This window comes from Pantoea sp. S62 (genome assembly GCF_016658625.1).
GTDB classification, from domain to species: domain Bacteria; phylum Pseudomonadota; class Gammaproteobacteria; order Enterobacterales; family Enterobacteriaceae; genus Pantoea; species Pantoea vagans.
Genome location: NZ_JACVVI010000002.1, coordinates 389,295 through 408,487 on the forward strand (window position 1 = coordinate 389,295; position 19,193 = coordinate 408,487).

The 19,193-nt window shown below is 47.4% G+C and carries 27 protein-coding genes and 1 pseudogene; 19 read left to right on the plus strand and 9 right to left on the minus strand.

Going from position 1 to position 19,193, the window contains the following annotated elements; genetic code table 11:
* Positions 1-2 precede the first annotated feature (2 nt).
* The 7 genes from IBT54_RS04330 to IBT54_RS04360 form a co-directional block, all read right to left on the minus strand.
* Positions 3-1,136: a site-specific integrase gene (locus IBT54_RS04330; RefSeq protein WP_201251620.1), complete on the minus strand. Its 1,134-nt coding sequence runs from the start codon at positions 1,134-1,136 to the stop codon at positions 3-5.
* Positions 1,111-1,362: an excisionase gene (locus tag IBT54_RS04335; protein ID WP_201251621.1), complete on the minus strand. Its 252-nt coding sequence runs from the start codon at positions 1,360-1,362 to the stop codon at positions 1,111-1,113. The genes IBT54_RS04330 and IBT54_RS04335 overlap by 26 nt, the downstream gene beginning before the upstream one ends.
* 25 nt (positions 1,363-1,387) lie before the next feature.
* Positions 1,388-2,113, minus strand: a complete 726-nt coding sequence (locus tag IBT54_RS04340) for a DUF2786 domain-containing protein (RefSeq protein WP_201251622.1) — start codon at positions 2,111-2,113, stop codon at positions 1,388-1,390.
* The gene (locus tag IBT54_RS04345) at positions 2,113-2,328 is read right to left on the minus strand and encodes a hypothetical protein (RefSeq protein ID WP_201251623.1); all 216 of its coding nucleotides are present in this window, start codon (positions 2,326-2,328) and stop codon (positions 2,113-2,115) included. The genes IBT54_RS04340 and IBT54_RS04345 overlap by 1 nt, the downstream gene beginning before the upstream one ends.
* Positions 2,325-2,726: a hypothetical protein gene (locus tag IBT54_RS04350; RefSeq protein WP_201251624.1), complete on the minus strand. Its 402-nt coding sequence runs from the start codon at positions 2,724-2,726 to the stop codon at positions 2,325-2,327. Before IBT54_RS04350 ends, IBT54_RS04345 begins: the two co-directional genes overlap by 4 nt.
* Complete coding sequence (locus tag IBT54_RS04355; protein ID WP_201251625.1) at positions 2,723-2,971, minus strand: hypothetical protein; 249 nt, start codon at positions 2,969-2,971, stop codon at positions 2,723-2,725. Before IBT54_RS04355 ends, IBT54_RS04350 begins: the two co-directional genes overlap by 4 nt.
* A gap of 248 nt (positions 2,972-3,219) precedes the next feature.
* Positions 3,220-3,855, minus strand: a complete 636-nt coding sequence (locus IBT54_RS04360; RefSeq protein ID WP_201251626.1) for a S24 family peptidase — start codon at positions 3,853-3,855, stop codon at positions 3,220-3,222.
* A gap of 98 nt (positions 3,856-3,953) precedes the next feature.
* On the opposite strand from IBT54_RS04360, the gene IBT54_RS04365 reads away from it, so the two are divergent.
* The 5 genes from IBT54_RS04365 to IBT54_RS04385 all read left to right on the plus strand — a co-directional run bounded on the left by IBT54_RS04365 (position 3,954) and on the right by IBT54_RS04385 (position 6,908).
* Positions 3,954-4,178 (plus strand): Cro/CI family transcriptional regulator, encoded by a 225-nt coding sequence (locus IBT54_RS04365; RefSeq protein WP_050556823.1) that lies wholly within the window; start codon positions 3,954-3,956, stop codon positions 4,176-4,178.
* The gene (locus IBT54_RS04370) at positions 4,171-4,659 is read left to right on the plus strand and encodes a YmfL family putative regulatory protein (protein WP_370585061.1); all 489 of its coding nucleotides are present in this window, start codon (positions 4,171-4,173) and stop codon (positions 4,657-4,659) included. Before IBT54_RS04365 ends, IBT54_RS04370 begins: the two co-directional genes overlap by 8 nt.
* A gap of 249 nt (positions 4,660-4,908) precedes the next feature.
* Complete coding sequence (locus tag IBT54_RS04375) at positions 4,909-5,106, plus strand: DUF4222 domain-containing protein (protein WP_201251627.1); 198 nt, start codon at positions 4,909-4,911, stop codon at positions 5,104-5,106.
* Positions 5,096-6,049 (plus strand): helix-turn-helix domain-containing protein, encoded by a 954-nt coding sequence (locus IBT54_RS04380; RefSeq protein WP_201251628.1) that lies wholly within the window; start codon positions 5,096-5,098, stop codon positions 6,047-6,049. The genes IBT54_RS04375 and IBT54_RS04380 overlap by 11 nt, the downstream gene beginning before the upstream one ends.
* Positions 6,012-6,908 (plus strand): DNA-binding protein, encoded by an 897-nt coding sequence (locus IBT54_RS04385; protein WP_236262890.1) that lies wholly within the window; start codon positions 6,012-6,014, stop codon positions 6,906-6,908. Before IBT54_RS04380 ends, IBT54_RS04385 begins: the two co-directional genes overlap by 38 nt.
* Positions 6,909-7,533: 625 nt before the next feature.
* Here the strand turns inward: IBT54_RS04385 and IBT54_RS04390 are convergent.
* Entirely contained in the window at positions 7,534-8,331 is a 798-nt protein-coding gene (locus IBT54_RS04390; RefSeq protein WP_201251629.1) for a hypothetical protein, read from the minus strand.
* A 92-nt stretch (positions 8,332-8,423) separates the two neighbouring features.
* A complete protein-coding gene (locus IBT54_RS04395) occupies positions 8,424-9,998 on the minus strand; it encodes an AAA family ATPase (RefSeq protein ID WP_201251630.1) in 1,575 nt (524 codons plus the stop codon).
* Positions 9,999-10,590: 592 nt separating this feature from the next.
* On the opposite strand from IBT54_RS04395, the pseudogene IBT54_RS04400 reads away from it, so the two are divergent.
* The 14 genes and pseudogenes from IBT54_RS04400 to IBT54_RS04465 all read left to right on the plus strand — a co-directional run.
* Positions 10,591-10,790 (plus strand): annotated as a pseudogene (locus tag IBT54_RS04400) (hypothetical protein); the annotation flags it as partial.
* Positions 10,791-10,852: 62 nt separating this feature from the next.
* Complete coding sequence (locus tag IBT54_RS04405) at positions 10,853-11,422, plus strand: DUF1133 family protein (protein WP_201251632.1); 570 nt, start codon at positions 10,853-10,855, stop codon at positions 11,420-11,422.
* Between the two features lie 114 nt (positions 11,423-11,536).
* Positions 11,537-12,577, plus strand: a complete 1,041-nt coding sequence (locus IBT54_RS04410) for a site-specific DNA-methyltransferase (protein ID WP_201251633.1) — start codon at positions 11,537-11,539, stop codon at positions 12,575-12,577.
* Positions 12,578-12,611: 34 nt separating this feature from the next.
* Complete coding sequence (locus IBT54_RS04415) at positions 12,612-12,998, plus strand: putative holin (RefSeq protein WP_201251634.1); 387 nt, start codon at positions 12,612-12,614, stop codon at positions 12,996-12,998.
* Complete coding sequence (locus IBT54_RS04420; protein ID WP_236262893.1) at positions 12,995-13,291, plus strand: phage holin family protein; 297 nt, start codon at positions 12,995-12,997, stop codon at positions 13,289-13,291. Before IBT54_RS04415 ends, IBT54_RS04420 begins: the two co-directional genes overlap by 4 nt.
* Positions 13,284-13,751: a glycoside hydrolase family protein gene (locus IBT54_RS04425; RefSeq protein WP_201251636.1), complete on the plus strand. Its 468-nt coding sequence runs from the start codon at positions 13,284-13,286 to the stop codon at positions 13,749-13,751. The genes IBT54_RS04420 and IBT54_RS04425 overlap by 8 nt, the downstream gene beginning before the upstream one ends.
* Positions 13,751-14,005 (plus strand): hypothetical protein, encoded by a 255-nt coding sequence (locus tag IBT54_RS04430; protein ID WP_201251637.1) that lies wholly within the window; start codon positions 13,751-13,753, stop codon positions 14,003-14,005. The genes IBT54_RS04425 and IBT54_RS04430 overlap by 1 nt, the downstream gene beginning before the upstream one ends.
* Before the next feature lie 252 nt (positions 14,006-14,257).
* A complete protein-coding gene (locus IBT54_RS04435) occupies positions 14,258-14,599 on the plus strand; it encodes a hypothetical protein (RefSeq protein ID WP_201251638.1) in 342 nt (113 codons plus the stop codon).
* A gap of 175 nt (positions 14,600-14,774) precedes the next feature.
* Positions 14,775-14,939: a hypothetical protein gene (locus tag IBT54_RS04440; RefSeq protein WP_201251639.1), complete on the plus strand. Its 165-nt coding sequence runs from the start codon at positions 14,775-14,777 to the stop codon at positions 14,937-14,939.
* A 38-nt stretch (positions 14,940-14,977) separates the two neighbouring features.
* Positions 14,978-15,895, plus strand: a complete 918-nt coding sequence (locus IBT54_RS04445) for a hypothetical protein (protein ID WP_201251640.1) — start codon at positions 14,978-14,980, stop codon at positions 15,893-15,895.
* A 14-nt stretch (positions 15,896-15,909) separates the two neighbouring features.
* Positions 15,910-16,167 (plus strand): hypothetical protein, encoded by a 258-nt coding sequence (locus IBT54_RS04450; protein ID WP_201251641.1) that lies wholly within the window; start codon positions 15,910-15,912, stop codon positions 16,165-16,167.
* Positions 16,168-16,346: 179 nt separating this feature from the next.
* Positions 16,347-16,850: a DUF1441 family protein gene (locus IBT54_RS04455; RefSeq protein WP_201251727.1), complete on the plus strand. Its 504-nt coding sequence runs from the start codon at positions 16,347-16,349 to the stop codon at positions 16,848-16,850.
* 2 nt (positions 16,851-16,852) lie between these two features.
* Positions 16,853-18,970 carry a phage terminase large subunit family protein gene (locus IBT54_RS04460; protein ID WP_201251642.1) on the plus strand — a complete coding sequence of 706 codons (2,118 nt, stop codon included), beginning with the start codon at positions 16,853-16,855 and terminating at the stop codon, positions 18,968-18,970.
* The gene (locus tag IBT54_RS04465; RefSeq protein ID WP_201251643.1) at positions 18,970-19,185 is read left to right on the plus strand and encodes a hypothetical protein; all 216 of its coding nucleotides are present in this window, start codon (positions 18,970-18,972) and stop codon (positions 19,183-19,185) included. The genes IBT54_RS04460 and IBT54_RS04465 overlap by 1 nt, the downstream gene beginning before the upstream one ends.
* The last annotated feature ends 8 nt before the right edge of the window (positions 19,186-19,193 follow it).

Genomic DNA, 19,193 nt, shown 5'->3' on the forward strand with positions numbered 1-19,193 from the left:
CATCACACAGCCACCACAATCCAGTCTTTGCCGCGATCATCGTTATAGCGATCAGTCATTTTCTGAGTCTTATGGCCGAGTAATTTTTGAGTGTCTACACCCTGTTCACGATACAGGCGTTCCGATAGCGAACGCTGCTCATGAAAGGTGGGCGCAGCGCCTTCAGCCCATGTTATGCCGCAGTGATTCCTGGCCTTTTTGAACGTCGTTGTAATAGAGCTGGCAGAAACCTTATCACCTCGGACGGCCTGCGAGGTTGAGTGACGGAAATGGACCAGATATTTACTCACTACAGCGTCCCGGCATTGAGTGATAACCTCTCTGAGTGAGATACCAATGGCCATGCACCTTAAGCTCAGAGGGATGGCAACACGGCACCCGGTTTTCTCCTGGGTAACATGCAGCATGTCGTCCCAGATATCCGAAAATTGCATATTAGAGATATCCCCAATGCGCTGGCCGGTGACCAGAGCTAATAGCATTGCGCACTGAAGATAGGGCGGGTGATCCTCTGCAGCGCTGAATATGGCCTGCCACTCGTCCAGTGACAGACGCTGACGTACAACCCGGTTACGCGGCTGTTTAGTGGCCTGCGCCGGGTTGTAGCCGGGGGGAACGTGCCCAGCATGCTGGGCCTCTTTGAACACATCAATGATCGCCATTCTTACTACCTGAGCCATTCGGTTATGGCCTTCGGCTTTTACAGCATCGACTATCTCAGCGATCTCTAACGCCCCAACGTCCTTTAAATACATCATCCCGCAATTCTGACGTAACAATTCGACCGGCTTCTTTTTCTGTTTCACGGAATTTAGTTTTATCTCCCCTGACTCAAGACGCTCCTGCTGTATTTCAAGGTAACGATCAAGCCAGGTTGTGACGGTAATAAATTCCCGCGATTCCCGCATTTTTGCGATCTTCTCATTAACGCTGAGTATCTGCCGGGTCCGCTGTTCTGCAATTATGGCGTTGGCTTCATTTGCGACCTGCTTCGCTTCATCAGCATTAGTTCCCAGGCTGTGAAATTTGCCAGTGATAGGGTGCTTATATTGCCAATACACACAACCAGTGCGTTTATCCAGCTTTGAATAAAGGTTGGGGATTGTAATGTTATGGGTGCGCGGTCTTGCAGCCATCCTCGATAATCCTTCTCAATTTTGGGTTTGCTGTCGGGGCTAATTTCGGTGCGGCGAGAATTCCGGTAAATCGCGCCTCGCGATCAATCATCCATTTCCGGCCAACCTTTACCGCTGGTGGGGCCATCATTCTGCCTTTTGCATACGCCTTTAAAGTGCGCACGCTTGGAGCCTCTTCTCCAAATTCATCTTTAGCCCAATCCTCAAGGCTAACCATTCTGGACATAATCAAACCTCATTACCGGACATCATTATTCCGCCATACCGATTAGCGCAGGGCCATTACTGCTTCCATCAACTCCATGAAACACCGTTGCGTGCTTACCTTCCTGGTAACCGAGATATTTAGCATGAGAGGGATGGTCATTGTCTTTACTGTTACGGGTCTTGGCTTCACCCGCGCCTTCATCTCTCAGTTTCTCAGCGTAGGCGCTCATTTTGGCCTCCTGCTCTTCATCGATGACCAGCTCTTGCACTGCGTGATAGGCACCAGAGGCCCAACCCTCACAAAATTGGTCAGCCAGTGCTGCCTTTCGCTTCGGGGCAAGCCAACTTTCGCAGTGCTCGTTGATGAATTTTTTTCGCGCCTGCTTAATCTGGCGAGTCAGAACGTCGAAAATGTACGCAGCTGCAACATCACGGTTATCCAACCCGTAAAAACTAACGACGCGTTTGTAGCGGTAGCCAGAGGTTGCTCTCCAACCTACAAGGCACTTAACAGCGAACGCCTTTTCTATGGTTGTAGTCAGGTAGATCATGTAAAGAGGTAGTTTCTCTGCATCACTTGGAGAGCTTTTGCTCTCACTGGTGCTGATTTCAGAGAACACGACCTCTGATTCACTCAGGCCATGCTCACGCATGAATGCCTGCGCCTTTGACATGGCGCTGGCAGCTTCTGCAGGACTGCTGGTGTTCTCTGCCAGACGCATCAGTTTCTGGATTTTGGAGAGGTATTTCTTTTTGGCTTCAGCGTCCATTACTCACCATCCTTGACGATTTCATTCACTGAGATAGGCGCGATGCTATCCAACAGCAGGCGGGCGCGTGTTCCTCCTGCACCCCCACGGCGGCCAGTTTCTTTGTAGTAATATTCTTTGCCGCTAACTACCCAGGTTGTGGCGCTCTGGTGCAATCTGACCTGTTTTTTCCCGGTGTTCGTGATAATCGTTCCAGTATGAGTTTTCACTGTCATTTTTCACCACCCTTACCGGCGCGGAGTTGGGCTGCAATTTCTTCGCAGACATGCGTGAGTGCGCAGAGGCTTATCGCGGGATGTGCCTTAACCCTCTCAACACCCTCAGCCCGCACAGAGTTAAGGTAGGCGTCGGTGGCTGACTGTTTCAGCACCTGCATGGCGTCGTATAGCAGTGACTGTGCAGGATTCGGTGAATTCTGTATGGCGTGATAACCCGCCGCACTATATTGGCCTATGAGGCGATCAATGATTTCGCATCGCGCCGCATTCTCAGCTGCTAGCGCGTCACGCTCTGATTCAAGAGCAGAGTAGCGTTCATAACTTACATAACGACCCGCTTTGTGCTCTAACATCCCCCGCAAACCATTATGGGAATAACGTTTAACTTCACTCATCCCTGACTCCTTAACCCATACATTCCATGTAAATCCCACTGGCAATCAGTCGGGCGCGCCTCCTGCTGAAAAGGGCAGGAACATACATGCGAGCGGGGTGGGGTCAGTTTGGTGCGTGTGGTGCGCTTCAGGTTGAGCTGCGAAACCAGCCTCGGTGTGTAATCGCCTGGGGTATTACAGATGAGGCGCGGTCGGGGGTATTCGTCGAAAATTTCAGTAATCAGGTCGTCGATGTCCTGGATCATAATCGTTTCCTCGATTATGGCTGGTGGGCTACTGCAATAGCCCACTGCCGTTTCTCCACACTAAAAAAAATTTGTAAGAGGGCGCAAACTCATATGGTTGAGAGCGTCCTTTCTCAAAGGAGTTTTATGACAAAACTGATGTTCGCATTTACGGACGAAATGGTCAATAGCATTTGTTCGTTTTTACGGACGCAGGGCGGGTGGGCCATTTCTATGGCCATTTTTGAGTTGTCAATTTAAGGGGAGTGTTATGGCAGTTTTGTTTGAACTGATATGCCAGTAGCAACGATCTGAGAAAGCGATTCCAGCTCAATTGTTTTATAGCCAGAATTCATCGGAGCCAGGTAGGCGCTGGGACCGTCAATCACTAGTTTTTTTATTACCGTTGAATTGCCTACGTTAGCCAAAACAATTTGACCTGATTTAGGTGGTTTATTGGGATCAAAAATAACGATGGCACCCTCTGGGATGAGTCCAGCCATTGAGTCATTATCCATTTCTACAGAGAACGCATGGGGGGATACGTCATCAGTAACGGCTGTCCATTCTGAAAATTTGGGATTTTGATTCATGAGATTTCTCCAGTCCCCCGCCTGCGCCAGCGAGACTAGAGGGATTTTCTGAAGCGGCCGTTGATCTACCTCACCCCTGTTATTCCTTTGTGAGTAGTTTCCGCCATTTATTAACCATGTTTCCGTTACGTTCAGAATCTTGGCTAATTTGGGAATCTGTGTTGCAGAGGGGTTATTACCGCCATTGACCCATTGGCTAACGGTGCTTTTTGATGCTCCCGTTCCCGTCACTATATCTCTGCTGCGCAAATTGAGTTCCTGCATTTTGCTGACAATGCGATCACTAATGGTTTGTGGAAATTGCTGCTTCATGGTTGTCCGTTTTTATGAACTATTAATGTTTGAATTATTGACCAGATAACATCCGTTCGCTTAAACTCAATTTGTTCGCTTTTACGGATGAGAGGGTTATGAATAAATCTGAGGTTTTGAATTATTACGGTGGAGTTACAGCAACAGCGCGATTCCTGAACATTGCAAAATCCAGCGTCAGCGGTTGGTCAGATCCTATCCCATGGAAATTTGCGCTGCTGATTTCCGAGATTACAAAGAACGAACTCAAATTCGTGTCCAGCGATTATCCCGAACTGGTGCCGCTATTTGAACCACAGCAGGAGGTTGTCAGCCGTGGGTAATGAACCGAAATGGAAAGCCGAGCGCCAGCCAGCATGGCTGATTACAGCGATCCGCAAAACTATTGCCGGTCTGGCTGGTGGATATTCAGAGGCCGCTGAGATTCTGGATGTTACCGAGGACGGCGTTCATAACAGGCTGCGCAATGGTGGCGATCAGCTGTTTCCAATTGGCTGGTCGATGGTATTGCAGCAGGCAGCTGGCAGTCATCACATCGCAACAGCCATAGCGAAAACCTCTGGCGGCGTGTTCGTGCCATTGTCAGAGGTAGAGCAGGTGGATTACGGCGATATCAATCAGCGACTGCTGGAGGCTATCGAGCAGATTACCCGGTATTCACAGCAAGTCAGGGCAGCCATTGAGGATGGAGTGGTGGAACCGCATGAACGCGAGATTATCGACGAGGAATTACATCGTGCCATTACCAAACTGCAGGAGCACACGACGCTGGTTTACAGGGTTTTCTGTGCTCCAGAAAAGTGAAAGCGCCAGGTTGCAGCCCGGCGCTTTCGGCGACTACATCAATTAGTGTGGAGAAATAATCGCGTGAATGATTTAAACAGATCCCCGGATTTTCCGCAATTCCGTTGCCTGCCCATGAGGGGCGGATGCAGTCGGAAGCCATTCCGTTATGTGTCGAATTTACAGGGCGCAAGCAATCTAGTCACCCGCGACTACATAGAGCGCGCTGTGGGTGACTATCTCAGAAAATCAAATCGTTCAGGGGGCTAAATGCCCCAGTTATCAGACGAAGTTATTCAGCCGTGGGTCGCGCGCTATGCCGATCCACGCGGTGTGATTGTTGAAACCATCGGCGTTGATGTAACGAATAACCGGGTGCTGTTCAGGCGTCCAAGTTACCCGTACGTTTGCGCTCAGCCCCGCAACCTATGGGGTCAGAAGTTCAGGAGAGTTAGTGATGAGCGTTAAATTGTCTGCATACGTCTGGGACGGTTGCGCGGCGTCAGGTATGAAAATCACCAGCGTGGCCATCATGGCGCGCCTGGCTGATTTCTCAAGCGATGAGGGCACCTGCTGGCCGTCAATCGCCACCATAGCCCGTCAGATTGGCGCAGGCTCCAGCACTGTGCGCACCTCGATACGCAAATTAGAGGCCGATGGCTGGCTGACCAGCACTACCCGGCGAAAGGGCAACAGAAACACCTCGAACATGTATCAGCTGAACGTCAGGAAACTGCGAGAGGCTGCCTATGCTCACCAGCCAGATTCTGACACATCAGAATCTGACACATCAAAATCTGACGCATCAAAATCTGACGCGTCAAATTCTGATGCACCAAATTCTGACCCCTCAAATTTAGACCCGTCGGAATCTGGCAAGAATCCGGGTTTTCACCCGCCAGAATCTGGCGACGATCCGTCAGTAAATTCAAAACATGATCCATCAGATAAAAACCCTATATGTCCTGGAGCTACGCCCCCGGACGTTCTGCCTGTGGATAAACCCCTATCTGGTGTTTCAGAGGCGGTGGTGTATAGCCCCAAAAGAATCATGTGGGGCAGCGAGGAGGATTTGAAATGCGCGCAATGGATATGGGAACAGATCATCCATCTCTACGAAAAGGCCGCCGAGACTGATGGCGAACTGGCAAGACCGAGAGAACCCAATTGGACAGCATGGGCAAATGACGTGCGCCTGATGTGCTCACAGGACCAGCGTACCCACTACCAGATTTGCAAGATGTTCAAACGTGTTCAGAGCGATCCGTTCTGGTGCCGGAACATCCTCAGCCCGTCAAAGCTCCGAGATAAATGGGATGAGCTAGTACTCAGGCTCGGCCCGGTTCAGCGGTCAATCACCGATATTTCACCAGTTGATTACGCCACCCCAGAAGGGTTTCGCGGTTATTAAGGGATTTCAAAAAATGACTACGCTATCGAAAATTTACGACAACAAATCTAAAACAGAAACGAACATCACGACCCGCAAAACCTACTTGCTGGGGGTTGATGAACTCTATGTCGAGCATGGTTACAACATCCGGGAAATCGACCAGACCCACGTCGAGGAATTTCGAGACGCCTACATCGCTGGTGAGCATGTGCCTCCGCTCGCTGTACAGGTAACAGAGCAGGGAATAAAAATCATCGATGGCCACCACCGTTACTACGGGGCTAAACTGGCACAGGAGGCTGGTTATGAAATTCGCCTAGAGTGTAAAGATTTTGTAGGCAGTGAGGCTGACCGCATCGCGTTCATGGTCACATCCAGTCAGGGGCGCGCACTGGAACCACTGGAGCGAGCAGCTGCATATCAGCGCCTGATTAATCAGGGCTGGGAACCGGCGCAGATTGCCAAAAAAGTAAAACGGTCAATCACTGACGTTGAAAATCACCTGGCGCTGCTGACATCTGGCGATGAGTTAATCGCACTGGTCAAAAACAAAGAGGTTGCCGCCACTACTGCTGTCGCGCTGGTTCGTGAGCATGGCGCGTCAGCTGGCAAAGTAGCGAAGACTGAGCTGGAAAAGGCAAAAGCGACGGGCAAGAAAAAATTAACCAAAGCCGCCGCCATGACGCAATTCAGTGCGAAACAGTCTCGACTGCTGGTGGAACTGTTAGCTAGAAACTGTCAGGCAGTTCAGGGCGATGAGGGTGCATATATCACCCTGATGTTTGAAACTGACCTGCAGGTGGCGGAGCTGATGGATATCATTAAGGCCGCCAGAGAGCATTACGGCGTTACTGCCTCTACACCCAGCACCAACTGAGCCAGGGAACGCCGAGAGTGATGGCTTGCCACTACTGAAAAACGACATTCTGGAACAGAGTGGTGTGGAGGTGTGGGCCTGCGTTCAGGCAGCGTACAAAATGAAAAATGAATACACTTACGCAGAGTCGAAATATGCACACACTTGGGCAGCGGACTCCGTAAAACACCCTGAGCATGTCGTTGTCCCGCAGGGCACCATCCAAACAGCCCTGCGCCTCATTCAGTAGCACCAGGACGAACAGGCGCTCAAGCAGTGGCTCTCAGAGCAGCATGATGATCCAGAATTGGTGGCGGAGCAATTGCAGCGGTTCACTGCGGTGTTATCGGAATTGCGTCACGATAAACCCTGTACGGTTAAGGAGTTCATCGAGCTGGCGGGGCAGACTAACCGTAATTACTGGTCAAATATCCGCATGTTGCGTCAGGCCGTCCAACAGCTAACGATTGCTATCTGAAGAGTTAATATAAAAAAATAGTTTAATGTCAATTGTCAGCAAGGTCTTTACCGACATGAAGGATTGCCCCATGTAACCGAAAAAATTACTGGGGCTATGATTATATATAAGAGTAGTAATAATAATAAAATCATCAGACCAAGAGATTAAGTAAATTATTTTTTAAAGCTATGGACTTACACTTTTTGTTTCAAGATAAATTTGTTTCCTACAATCATTTGGCCAGTTTGTTGGTGTGTACACACTATTCATTACCATGTAGGATAAGGATTCCTTCAGGTAAGTAACTGTTTTTTTATCTGCTGATATCCAATATCTATAGGTGTCATTATGACAGGTTTTACCTACACCTAAATTATTTTGTAATACATCTAACAAATCAGATGCGTAAGCTCCAACTTTACCATTATTAAGTTCTTCTTTTCCATCTCTGACGTAAAAAGCTATGTGAGTTATTCTTTCATTATTATCGTCAAAATAATAAGTTATCTCCCGAATGTAAGTGTTATCTGTCTTAACTGATAAGTAACTTCTGTCTGGAGTAGCTTCAATCTGAGGTGACTTATAAACTTTTAAAAATTGCTCTATAGTATCATAAGGTCTTATTTTGGCATATCCAGTAGGGTAAGGAGAGTTGAAAGAAAAGGAATTTTTCACTGTATAATCAAAAAACCACATTTTAAGGTCGTTGTTATCATCTATACGTTGGTTAATGTTTCTTTTGAGATCGCTTATTTCCCTGTTTTTTTGCGCAATTAAATCTTCTTTAGCTGTTGCTTTTATAATGCTCCTTTTAATCTCTTCGTTGTTCTCTTCTATTTTTAGATTCAATGATTTGATTTGATTTTGGTCGGCTTCTCTCATGACCGGAATAAAGTAGTTAAAAATTAGAGCAAAAGAAAATGTTAGAACTGTACATCCAGAGCCTATTGCTATTATGACTGGGTGATCTTTCCAAACTGACATGTTTTTCCCTTAATAAGCTAGTCTGAAATGTATTAAGGGGCCAAGCCGATATTGATTTGGCCACTTTGGGTTATAATAACATCTAAGAATAATTATGCTAATTCAGCAGTTTTCGTTAGAATTTCAGCTTTTATAATTGCAATATAATCATCCCAAGCCGGGCTATACTTGCTAATATAGCTTATAATAGTGTGTTCGATGTTGGATTTTCGCGCAAGATTATTGATTTTATCATAATAATCATGCCAATCCTGCAATCCTTGTATAGATCTTGAAAAGCCTCTTAATTTAATAAATTCAGATTTCTCATCAGTGGAAACATCATTTTCATCTATTGCCTCAAACCATAACTTGTGATTGTATTCTGGAGAACCTTTTTGTGTGGTTGAATCTAATTTGAAATCAAATATTCGCTTTAATACGGCTGCTCTCTGAGGCCTCTTGTCAGTACCTGTTAGACATTTTTGAATGATTTTGAGTTTTTCTTGAACAGATAAATGAATATCTCCATCAAGTATACACATTACTTTATTTATATCTTTACCAGCCAACATCAATCCAGCAAGTACAACTGCTGAATTTTCGGATGCTCCGAATAATTCAACATCAACCTTGTCTGTAAGCGCTTCACGTTCCAAAAGGACATTAACAACAGTACGCGCAAGTTCATCCTCAACGAAAACATTGACCATTTCAGGTTGGATATCATTTAATTGCCTTAGAGCATCGGCTGATACACCCGGATATGCTTGTACGCCAGTGCCCATATTGAATATGCTAACTATATTAACTTGTCTTTTAAACTGAATTACTGACTCCCTATGTGTTGAAAAAACTATCTCAAGTAAAGAGTTGTCAGCAATCAGAATTAATTCTTCAACTAGTTTCTTAAAAGCTTTTTCATGTAGAAGCACATCTAATTCATCAATTAGCAATAATCCGTTAGGGTGAAGCGAAGGATCGTGAGCTGCACGCAATACTTCATATACCCTTTTTTCACCCGCCCCCATAGTATGTTCGGTGTAAGTAATGCCATTTTTGGTTAATTTAATAAACGAATATGCGGAGCGTAAAGCCCCAGATGAGCACATCATTAAATCAGAGTAATTTGCTTCTAAAACGCGACTCATTGAGTCAAGTATTTTGTTCTTAAGTGATGCAGGTGTAAATGGCGCACTTCGATATTTCGAGTGACGAGAGGCAGTTGTATTATCTGATAAAGTCCCAAGAGTTTGCAGACCTAAATATAAAGATTCTTTTATTGGTCTGCGTTCATAAATCGGTATCCAGCGCTTGTTTTTACTATAACTCTGCTCAAAAAAATCGTTGGGTGCAGGCAGTTGTGAAAAAGTAATTTGGGCACCATTATTACCTAAATTACCTGCATAAAACAGTGCTGTAAAACCGCTGTCTTGCCATTTGTTCTCATCATGAGGCGTAAAAAAATCTGAAAATCGATTATTTTCTTTTGAAGTAGTGGCCACTGGCCTGTAACAACATGCAAGGGCATGTATGATTGTGGACTTTCCAGAGCCATTCATTCCCATTATAGCGGTAACTTTTTTATTTTCAGGGAAATCAATGGTACACCCGTTGATGCCCTTCAGATTCTGAATCTCGATTTTTTTAAGTCTTAATTGAGCTGGAGTATTTTGGTTAGTTGCCACGATTACTTTCCTTGATAAGAATGTCTAATGTGTTCAGTGCTACTTTACAATAAATGCTAAGAATTGTCTTATTTTTGTTATATTATTTTTTACTATAAAAATCATAATGTTATGATTATATTTTTGGATTAATACTTCAACGTGCATAGCTCGTATTTACAGTTGTTTGGGTTAGTAATGCTTAAAACAGTACTTTTATAGTAGCCCAATAAAAAATTAATTTTCCTTTTTTTATCTTAACCCATTGAATTTAATGATAAAATATTAACTACTTCAGTTTGGGATTTTTCATTCGGCATATTTTCCGTCCGCAGGTATGTATGTTTCGACTGCATGCGTCGAGGAAGACTTGTTTGATATATGCAGAAAATAATTTTATGTTAAGTGTAAGGGTAGAATGCCTAACGAGCTTTAGCGCTAAATAACGACAATAACTAAGTATTTCAATAGAATACAGGTGTTTTATATTTTTCCATTAATTATAATTTTGATCGCTTTGGCTAGAGACCTTTACAACAAAAAAATCTATTTCAAGGACATTTTTGTCAGTCGCAGGCTTAAAGATGTAGCACTTGTCAATCAGCATATATGTAAAAATGAAGCATGTACCTGCGCAATCAGCATGCAGGTGATCCGAATCGCATCATTGAACATGGACAGGGTGGAATGGGCATCAAATCCCATGACCTATTTGTGGTTTCGCTTTGCAGAGCGCATCACGATGAGTTGCACAAGGATGTCATGGCGTTTGAGGAGGAATGCGGTTGTCAGATAGTGCTGCTGTTTAGGTTCTCGACTATGCCATTGCAGTAGACGTTATTTTTTCAGTTAAAACTAATAGTGTGGAGTTAATAATGCGTGACATTTCACGACCAAATACCGGCGGAAAATTTGAGTTGAGAACGCTGGAGCGCGTCTGGCTTCAGGGGAAATTAAAAATGTGGGGCCGCTGGTCATCAATTAATGAATGCCCCCAGGCACCAGACATGTTTAAAAAACTTTTGAAACGGTATGTCGTCACACATAACGATTTAAGCAACGTCCTCAAGAAACTGAAAAGAATAGGCTGCTCGAAAGAATTAGAGGCATGGGTTGAAAACATGATGCGGGAAAGCCTGCGTTCAAGCCTGACGTTCTGCACAGATGACGAAGCGTTAGTGATGGACAGAGTTATCGCCAGCGTTTTTATTAACGATCAACCGTTGCGCCACCTTATTGAGGGGCATTACCGCGACAGGGTGAGCATGCGCGACCTTGCTGATGAGCTTAATGAGAATCACCCAGATTGGAGTTACTCAACCTGTCGACGCCGGATAAAGACATGGCTATCAGTTGCTGAATATATGCTGTACCAGCCAATGAACGATGCATTCGAATTCAATAGCGCAAGATTTTACTTGAATAGTGAACCAGTGACTGATTAAATATCTGTATGCTTCGCACGATTGCATCCGCAAGCAACCCCTCTTTAAGACCCGCCTCAGAGCGGGTTTTTTTATTCCTGGTTTTTACCTGTATATATTTGTGAAATTATTGTGATGCAAAAAATATCGATGCCCGGCGTTGAATTATTCAATGCTGACTGTTTGCGCGTGTTGAAAACCATGCCAGACGATTCAATTGACCTGATTGTTACCGACCCGCCATATTTCAAAGTTAAGCCGCTAGGTTGGGACAATCAGTGGAAAGGGGACGCGGATTATTTACAGTGGCTGGATTGCTGCTTGGCGGAGTTCTGGAGAGTGCTGAAGCGCAATGGCAGCATCTATCTGTTCTCAGGGCATCGACTTGCATCTGATATCGAAATCATGATGCGTAACCGCTTCAACATTCTCAATCATATCATCTGGGCTAAGCCAAGTGGACACTGGAAGGGCTGCAACAAAGAAAGCCTTCGAGCCTACTTCCCTGCCACAGAGCGAATACTGTTTGCAGAGCATTATCAGGGGCCGTACAAACCAGACACGTACGCTCGAAAATGCAATGAGCTGAAACAACAGGTGCTAAAGCCTTTAATTGATTACTTCCGCGATGCCCGCGCTGAGCTGGATATAACCGCTGCTCAGATAGTTGAGGCGACAGGCAAGAAAAACATGGCTTCGCATTGGTTCGGCACTAGTCAGTGGCAGCTACCCAGCGAGGCCGATTACCTCAAATTGCAGTCGCTATTCACTGAGATAGCCATCGCACGCCATCAGACAGGAACGCTAGCCACACCGAACCACCAGCTGGTGGACACGTATCACTCCCTGAACCGTAAATATCTGGAGTTGCAGGAGGAATTTAAAGACCTGCGCCGGTATTTCGGCGTCACTTTAGCGGTTCCCTATACAGACGTATGGACACATAAACCGGTTCAGTTTTACCCCGGCAAGCACCCATGCGAAAAACCTGCTGACATGCTGGAGCAGATTATTAACGCCAGCAGCAGGCCGGGTGATGTGGTCGCTGATTTCTTCATGGGGTCAGGGTCAACTATAAAGGCGGCAATAAAGCTGGGCCGTTCTGCAATTGGCGTTGAACTGGAAGAGGAACGATTCCGGCAGACGGTTAGCGAATTGAATCAGCTAATCGAGTAAATCAGAATTTATTAATCATTAAGAGGTACCGCTAATGGCTGAGCCATTAAGCACCGGCGCTACGGCAACCGTAGCTGGCTGGGGCATTGTCACGTCTGCGCTGGTGGGGTTTGTCACCTCTGTAGATTACTCAATCGCGTTTGGGGCGTTTGCCGGTTCGATGTGTTTTATCGTCACCGCCAGCAATCTGACGCGACGACAGATATTTGGTTATTTTCTCTTTGGCTATGCAGCTGGCGTATTTGGAGCCGGGTTTGTTGCGGACAAAGTAGAGGACTATCTGGATTACCGCGAAAAACCACTTGATGCCCTGGCGGCTGTCGTTATTTCCGCTGCTGCGGTGCAGGGCTATTTCTGGCTGAAAAACGGCGGCGTTTCAAAACTGCCATTCGTCAAAAAATGGCTGGGGGAGAAATCATGATTAGTAGCGATTTCCTGACAGTGATTGATGTCGCCATTTGCGCGGCTATTGCGTTGCGGCTGATGGCGTTCAGTAAAACAGGGCGAACACATAAGCGTGGTATTTCATGGATAGCCGCAGGTCTGATTCTGTTTTATGGCAATTTCGCATTGCTATGGCTGTTCGGGCAATACCACGCCAGCGGCTGGCCGGTAGTTGTAGCGAACGCGCTGATCTGCACGGCTGTATTTGCGGCGAAAGGTAATGTCGCACGCATTGTTTCATACCCACCAAGGAGTAAAGGTGATGAGTAGAATTATTGAAATCCTTAATTTTGAGGAGGGTTATCGCGAGGCTCCCTATTGGGACACACGCAAATTTCCAACGGTTGCTGGTGGAATCAGGATTGGCCCTCAGAACGCACCGCTTAATCAATATCAGTTTACTGTCCCACGCCGTGCTGGTGATGTCTGGAAACAATGCTTGGTAGAAGCCAAAACCGCCTCAATGAATCGACAGCCCGTAATCGTGGCCGCACTCGCGCAGTGCAACGACGCACGCGGCGACATTCTCTGCAGCATGGCCTATCAGATGGGCGTAACAGGTCTGGCTGGTTTCACTAACACACTTGGCATGATTGCACGCGGTGATTTTGCCGGTGCAGCTGGTGGAATGCTGAATAGCTTGTGGGCGCGTCAGACACCTGACCGCGCGCGCCGTCATGCAGAGGTAATGCGCAGCGGCACTTATGACGCCTACAAAGGTTTGATCTGATGCAAACGCTATTAACCATGTTGGCCGTCATTGCAGGTCTGATAGTGGCTGCATTCGGTCTGGGTCGTAGCAGAGGCAAAAAAGCAGCTGAAACCACAGCAGCAGCTGAGCGGGCATCTGTTAAGGCTGAGGAATCAGAAAAACATATTGAGGTGCTAAAAAATGCTGTCTATGTTCAGCAGGATATTAACAATCTGCCTGATGCTGCTGTGTCTGAGCGGCTGCGTGAACGATGGCGGCGTCAGGGTGATTGATACCGGCTGTGAGTGGGTACGCCCCATTTATGTCAGTAACCATGACATCGATGTCATGAGCGTCCCAACACAGCGGGCGATTCTGGGACATAACGAAACGTGGGAAGTAAATTGCAATTATCAGGATGGCAACCGCTGAGCTCATTATAAGGACCATTTACAAATGCGGCGGATAGCTAAATCCACTCTCCAAATTTGAATTTTAATCCACCAGATCTATAGTTAAGCGAAGCGGATACTATTGAGGTTTATGTGGAAAAAAACACTGAAAGTGAGTACTACCTTCTGCAGATAAGAAAGTTAGCTGCACGTTGCCAGCAGGGAGAATCTTATGTCAGCGTGAAAGAGCAGGTGCGTGCAGTTGTAGAATCCTATAAGAAATTGTTAGGTAAAAATCCGCATAGTCAGGTCAAAGGGTGGTCTGCTTTATTTGATTCCCTCGGAGGCTATCTTAATAATAACTCTGCACCTGAATGGGTTAGCGTTATTTTCTACGCGCGTAAAATTATTAATCTCAAAAAACATACTGCAATCTGCTGTTTGAAGCGTCAACGTGAACAAAGAGCGGACGAGTTGATGAAGATGAACGGTTAGTTAAGAATTAGAATACTACGAATGAGTAGGTACAAAGTCTCCTCAGATATGAGTTCTTAGAGCAGAACATCTATTCATCCTTACGCTTAACTCACATAATAGATAAAAGGCATGGCCTCTTGTTGATTTGACTATCTATAATCATTTAGTTGCAGAAAAATCACTGGAGGTAAATATGTCTGAACGTCCTGATCCAGATTATGTTGAGCCATTACCGGATGATGCTGAAAGCCCAGCTTACCGGGATGATGATGAAGAAGATCAGAAGAGTCCAGGAGGGGGTGAGAAAAATCCTTTCAACGATGATAAAGACTTTCCTAATCCTGCTAAAGATATTTAACAGCCGCCCTAAGGGGCGGTTTTTTATTGGAGCAACCAATGATTGTTACACCCGATGCCACTCTCATTGGTGGCACCAGTATGTCAGGTATATCCGTTCCCGGCTCGACCTTCATGGGACAATTGGCTAATCCATCAAGGCCACCCATAACAATCGATCTTCTTTCCGAAACGCTTCACCCACGACTTAAATTTAATGGTTCAGCGCACTACTACTGGAATAAATCCGGTGTCCTGGAAATGAGCACTATTGATGAGTGGCCTCTGGAGTATCGGGGGGGGAATCCGATAGGGCGCCATGCTCCAGAACCTGCAGCGACTAATTTACAACCATTTTGTCGGGGGCTGACTGCATCTGAATTTCTGGTGGTAAGTGAAGATATTAATTTAATCACTGATGCGACCGGCGCGCCTGATGGTGGCCCTATTGGACTCATCCCTATTGGTTGCAACTCCTATCTGATTTCTCAGGATGTCGATAACGTTACCCACGTTCCGAAAACACGTTATCGCCTGTCAGCAGACTGGCAGCGACTGGTGTTTGCTGTCAGCACGACAAAACGATCCCGGATTCGTCTCCGTTACGGGCAGAACTATAGCGCCTCAACTCCGGCCATCTGGATGACGCAGGGCGCAGATTATGCAAAATGGCTGGTGGCCGGTGATTACGCGATGAGCTGGTTTGTCAGGTCGGGTGACGGCGTGACGTTTCCCGCAGGGTTTGCCCAGATTGAAACCGGCAGCGTTGCCACGTCACCCATAGTTACAGAGGCTGGTACTGCTTCACGGACTGCTCAGACCGTGACAATCGACACTACTGATTACAGGACGGTTACGGTGCGATACTCCGGCTCCTATGGGGAATCCTTTCCGGCAACGGGAAACTCAACAATTTTTCAGGTCCGGCAGCCAGCCGACTGGGGGACCAGATATATACAGGCTATCGTCCTCAGTTGAATTCAGGAGGGATTTTGAAAACTAAATATTTAGAACTCAGTGAACGCTGGGTACTCATTAAAGATGATCTGCAGGACTATGACGTCCTGGTCGAAACCGGGTCAGCCCTGTTCTGTTTGTCGGATGTTATACCCGATGATGAGACACAGGCAGGACATACGGTAAACGCCGGAAGCTGGCTGAAATTCAGCGGGGAATTGTTGGTCTGGGCGAAAACACGCCTCGCAGGTTCAGCCATCTCGGTATCGTCCTATGACCCTACTAGCATATGATAATTATTCTCATTTGAAAAAGGTACTCCCAGCGAGATCGTTTACCGAGGGGGCGGCGACACGCGGAAAACGGCTAGTTTTTTGCATTTTATCGACATCATCATCATCCCCTTAACCTTCTGATATTTCTGTCGTGAACATTTTCACGATGTCGAAACGATTAAAATTTGTTCATCATCATGGATAAAGAATTTAAAAGCCTCCTACTCAACATTAATCAGCTGGCAGCGCTCACCGACATGCATCGACAGACGGTCTCCAGCAAATTGAGCGGGGTTCTGCCTGCGCCTGGAAGCAACCCAAAATTAAAACTGTTTTCAGTGGTGGATATCCTCAAAGAACTTCTTAGCCGGACAACATCTGAAGAGCTGGTGAACGTCGATAAAATGCTGCCGCCTGATCGCAAAGCGTGGTTTCAGTCGGAACGCGAGCGGCTCAAGTTTCAGCAGGAAACCGGAGAATTGATCCCAGCATCAGAAGTCGTTCGGGAATTTTCATCAATGGCTAAAGCGGTGGTTCAGGTGCTCGAAACTTTGCCAGACATACTGGAGCGCGATTGCGCCATGACGCCTGCAGCAGTGGTTCGTGTTCAAAAAGTTATTGATGACCTGCGCGATCAGATAGCCCTGAAAGTCGAAATGGCTGACGCACCGCCAGAGGAGGAACTGCCAGACGAGGAGTAATCATGCACCAGGCCACGGCGGCAGAGATAAGAAAAAATACTGCCTCGATCATCCGTGCGCCCCGCAGGTTGCCGGTAGCGGAGGCGGTGCATAAATTTATGCGCGTCCCCGTGGGTGTAGGGAACTCAGTCGAATGGGACCCCGATTTAGCGCCCTATATCATTGAGCCAATGAACTGTCTGGCATCGCGTGAGTATGACGCTGTGGTCTTTGTTGGTCCCGCGAGAACGGGTAAGACAATCGGCCTGATAGATGGATGGGTGGTCTATAACGTGGTTTGCGATCCATCCGACATGCTGATCGTTCAGATGACGGAGGAGAAGGCGCGGGAACATTCAAAAAAACGTTTGGCGCGCACGTTCCGTGTCAGCCCGGAAGTGGCAAAACGTCTCAGCCCGCTGCGCAATGATAACAACGTTCACGATAAAACATTTTTGGCTGGTAACTATCTAAAAATAGGCTGGCCATCCATCAACATCTTGTCGTCATCCGATTTTAAATATGTTGCGCTGACCGACTATGACCGGTTTCCGGAAAACATAGACGGTGAGGGTGATGGTTTTTCTCTTGCCTCAAAACGTACCACGACATTCATGTCGGCGGGTATGACGCTGGTGGAGGGTTCACCAGGCAGAGAGATAACCAACACAAAATGGCGTCGTCAGTCACCTCACGAGGCACCACCGACAACTGGCTCTCTCTCCCTCTATAACCGTGGCGACAGACGCCGCTGGTACTGGCAATGCCCACATTGTGAAGAATATTTCCAGCCAGAGATGGAGGTGATGACTGGTTATCGAGACGACACCGACCCGGTTAAAGCGAGTGAGGCTGCCCATATCTGTTGCCCTCATTGCAACAACGTAATTAAGTCTGACCTGAAACGCGAGCTGAATAAATCCGGCGTTTGGCTGCGTGAGGGTGAAAAAATTGATGGAGCCGGGAAGCGTTCAGGTGAACCACGCCGCTCTCGCATCGCTTCGTTCTGGATGGAGGGACCAGCTGCGGCTTATCAGACCTGGGCGCAGCTGGTTTACAAATTACTGACGGCTGAGCAGGAGTACGAGGCAACGCAGAGTGAAGAGGCGCTCAGGGCGGTTATTAACACCGACTGGGGCCGTCCGTATCTGCCGCGTGCATCAGTCGAACAACGCCAGTCAGATGTCCTGATGAAACGAGCTGAAGATTATGGCAAACGGCTGGTGCCGCCTAAAGTGCGATTCCTTTTGGCAGCTGTAGATGTTCAGGGCGGCAAACGGCGGCGGTTTGTGGTGCAGATCATCGGGTACGGAGAAAACGGGGAGCGCTGGCTGATAGACCGCTACAACATCCGCTATTCACTGCGACACGATGAAAACGGCGAGGCTCTGCCGATTCGGCCTGATGCCTATCCGGAGGACTGGCAACTGCTGGTCTCAGATGTGCTGGATAAAACTTACCGGCTTCAGAGCAATGAGGAGCAGCGCATGACGGTGATGGCAATGGCGGTGGACAGCGGCGGCGAGGAGGGCGTGACTGGTAATGCGTATAAATTCTGGCGGCAGTGTCGCCGGGACGGGCTGGCCAGACGTGTTTATCTCATCAAGGGCGACAGCACAAAACGCCAGAAAACAATCACCAAAACATTTCCGGACAACAGCGGCAGGGCCGACAGGCGTGCTGAGGTTCGGGGGGAAATTCCTGTTTATCTGCTTCAGACCGATACGCTCAAAGACCAGTTGAGCAACAACCTATCACGCGAGACGCCCGGTGCAGGCTACATCCATTTCCCTGACTGGCTAGGCGAATGGTTTTACGACGAACTGACCTATGAGGAGCGCGGCGCTGATGGCAAATGGCGCAAACCCGGTAAAGGTAATAACGAGGCGTTTGACCTGTTCTGTTATGCGCAGGCCGTAGCCGTTCTGCGCGGGTATGAAAAAATCCGCGACTGGGAAAACCCGCCAGCATGGGCGCGGGAACAGGATGCCAACCCCGGTATCGTGACGGGCGATAAGCCTCTGCAGAAAACTGAATCAAAACCTAAAACCAAACAGCAAAACGCTCCCAAACCAGCGCCACGAAATAGCCTCGCGGCAGATGGATGGTCAGGATCGTCTGGCAACGGAGGATGGCTGTAATGACGAGAAGTGAAATTTACCAGATGCTCCTCACGGTGCGTCATGCATACACCGATTCGCTGGATGGAAAATCAGTTTCATTTACCGGCGTTAACGGTCGGGCCATTACCAACCATGATCCGGTGGCATTGCGCACCGAACTGGATTACTGGGAAAAACGCTGGCGCGCTGCACGCGGTCGCGGCGGTTCGTACAAACTCGCCAGGTTTAATTAGGGATCAAT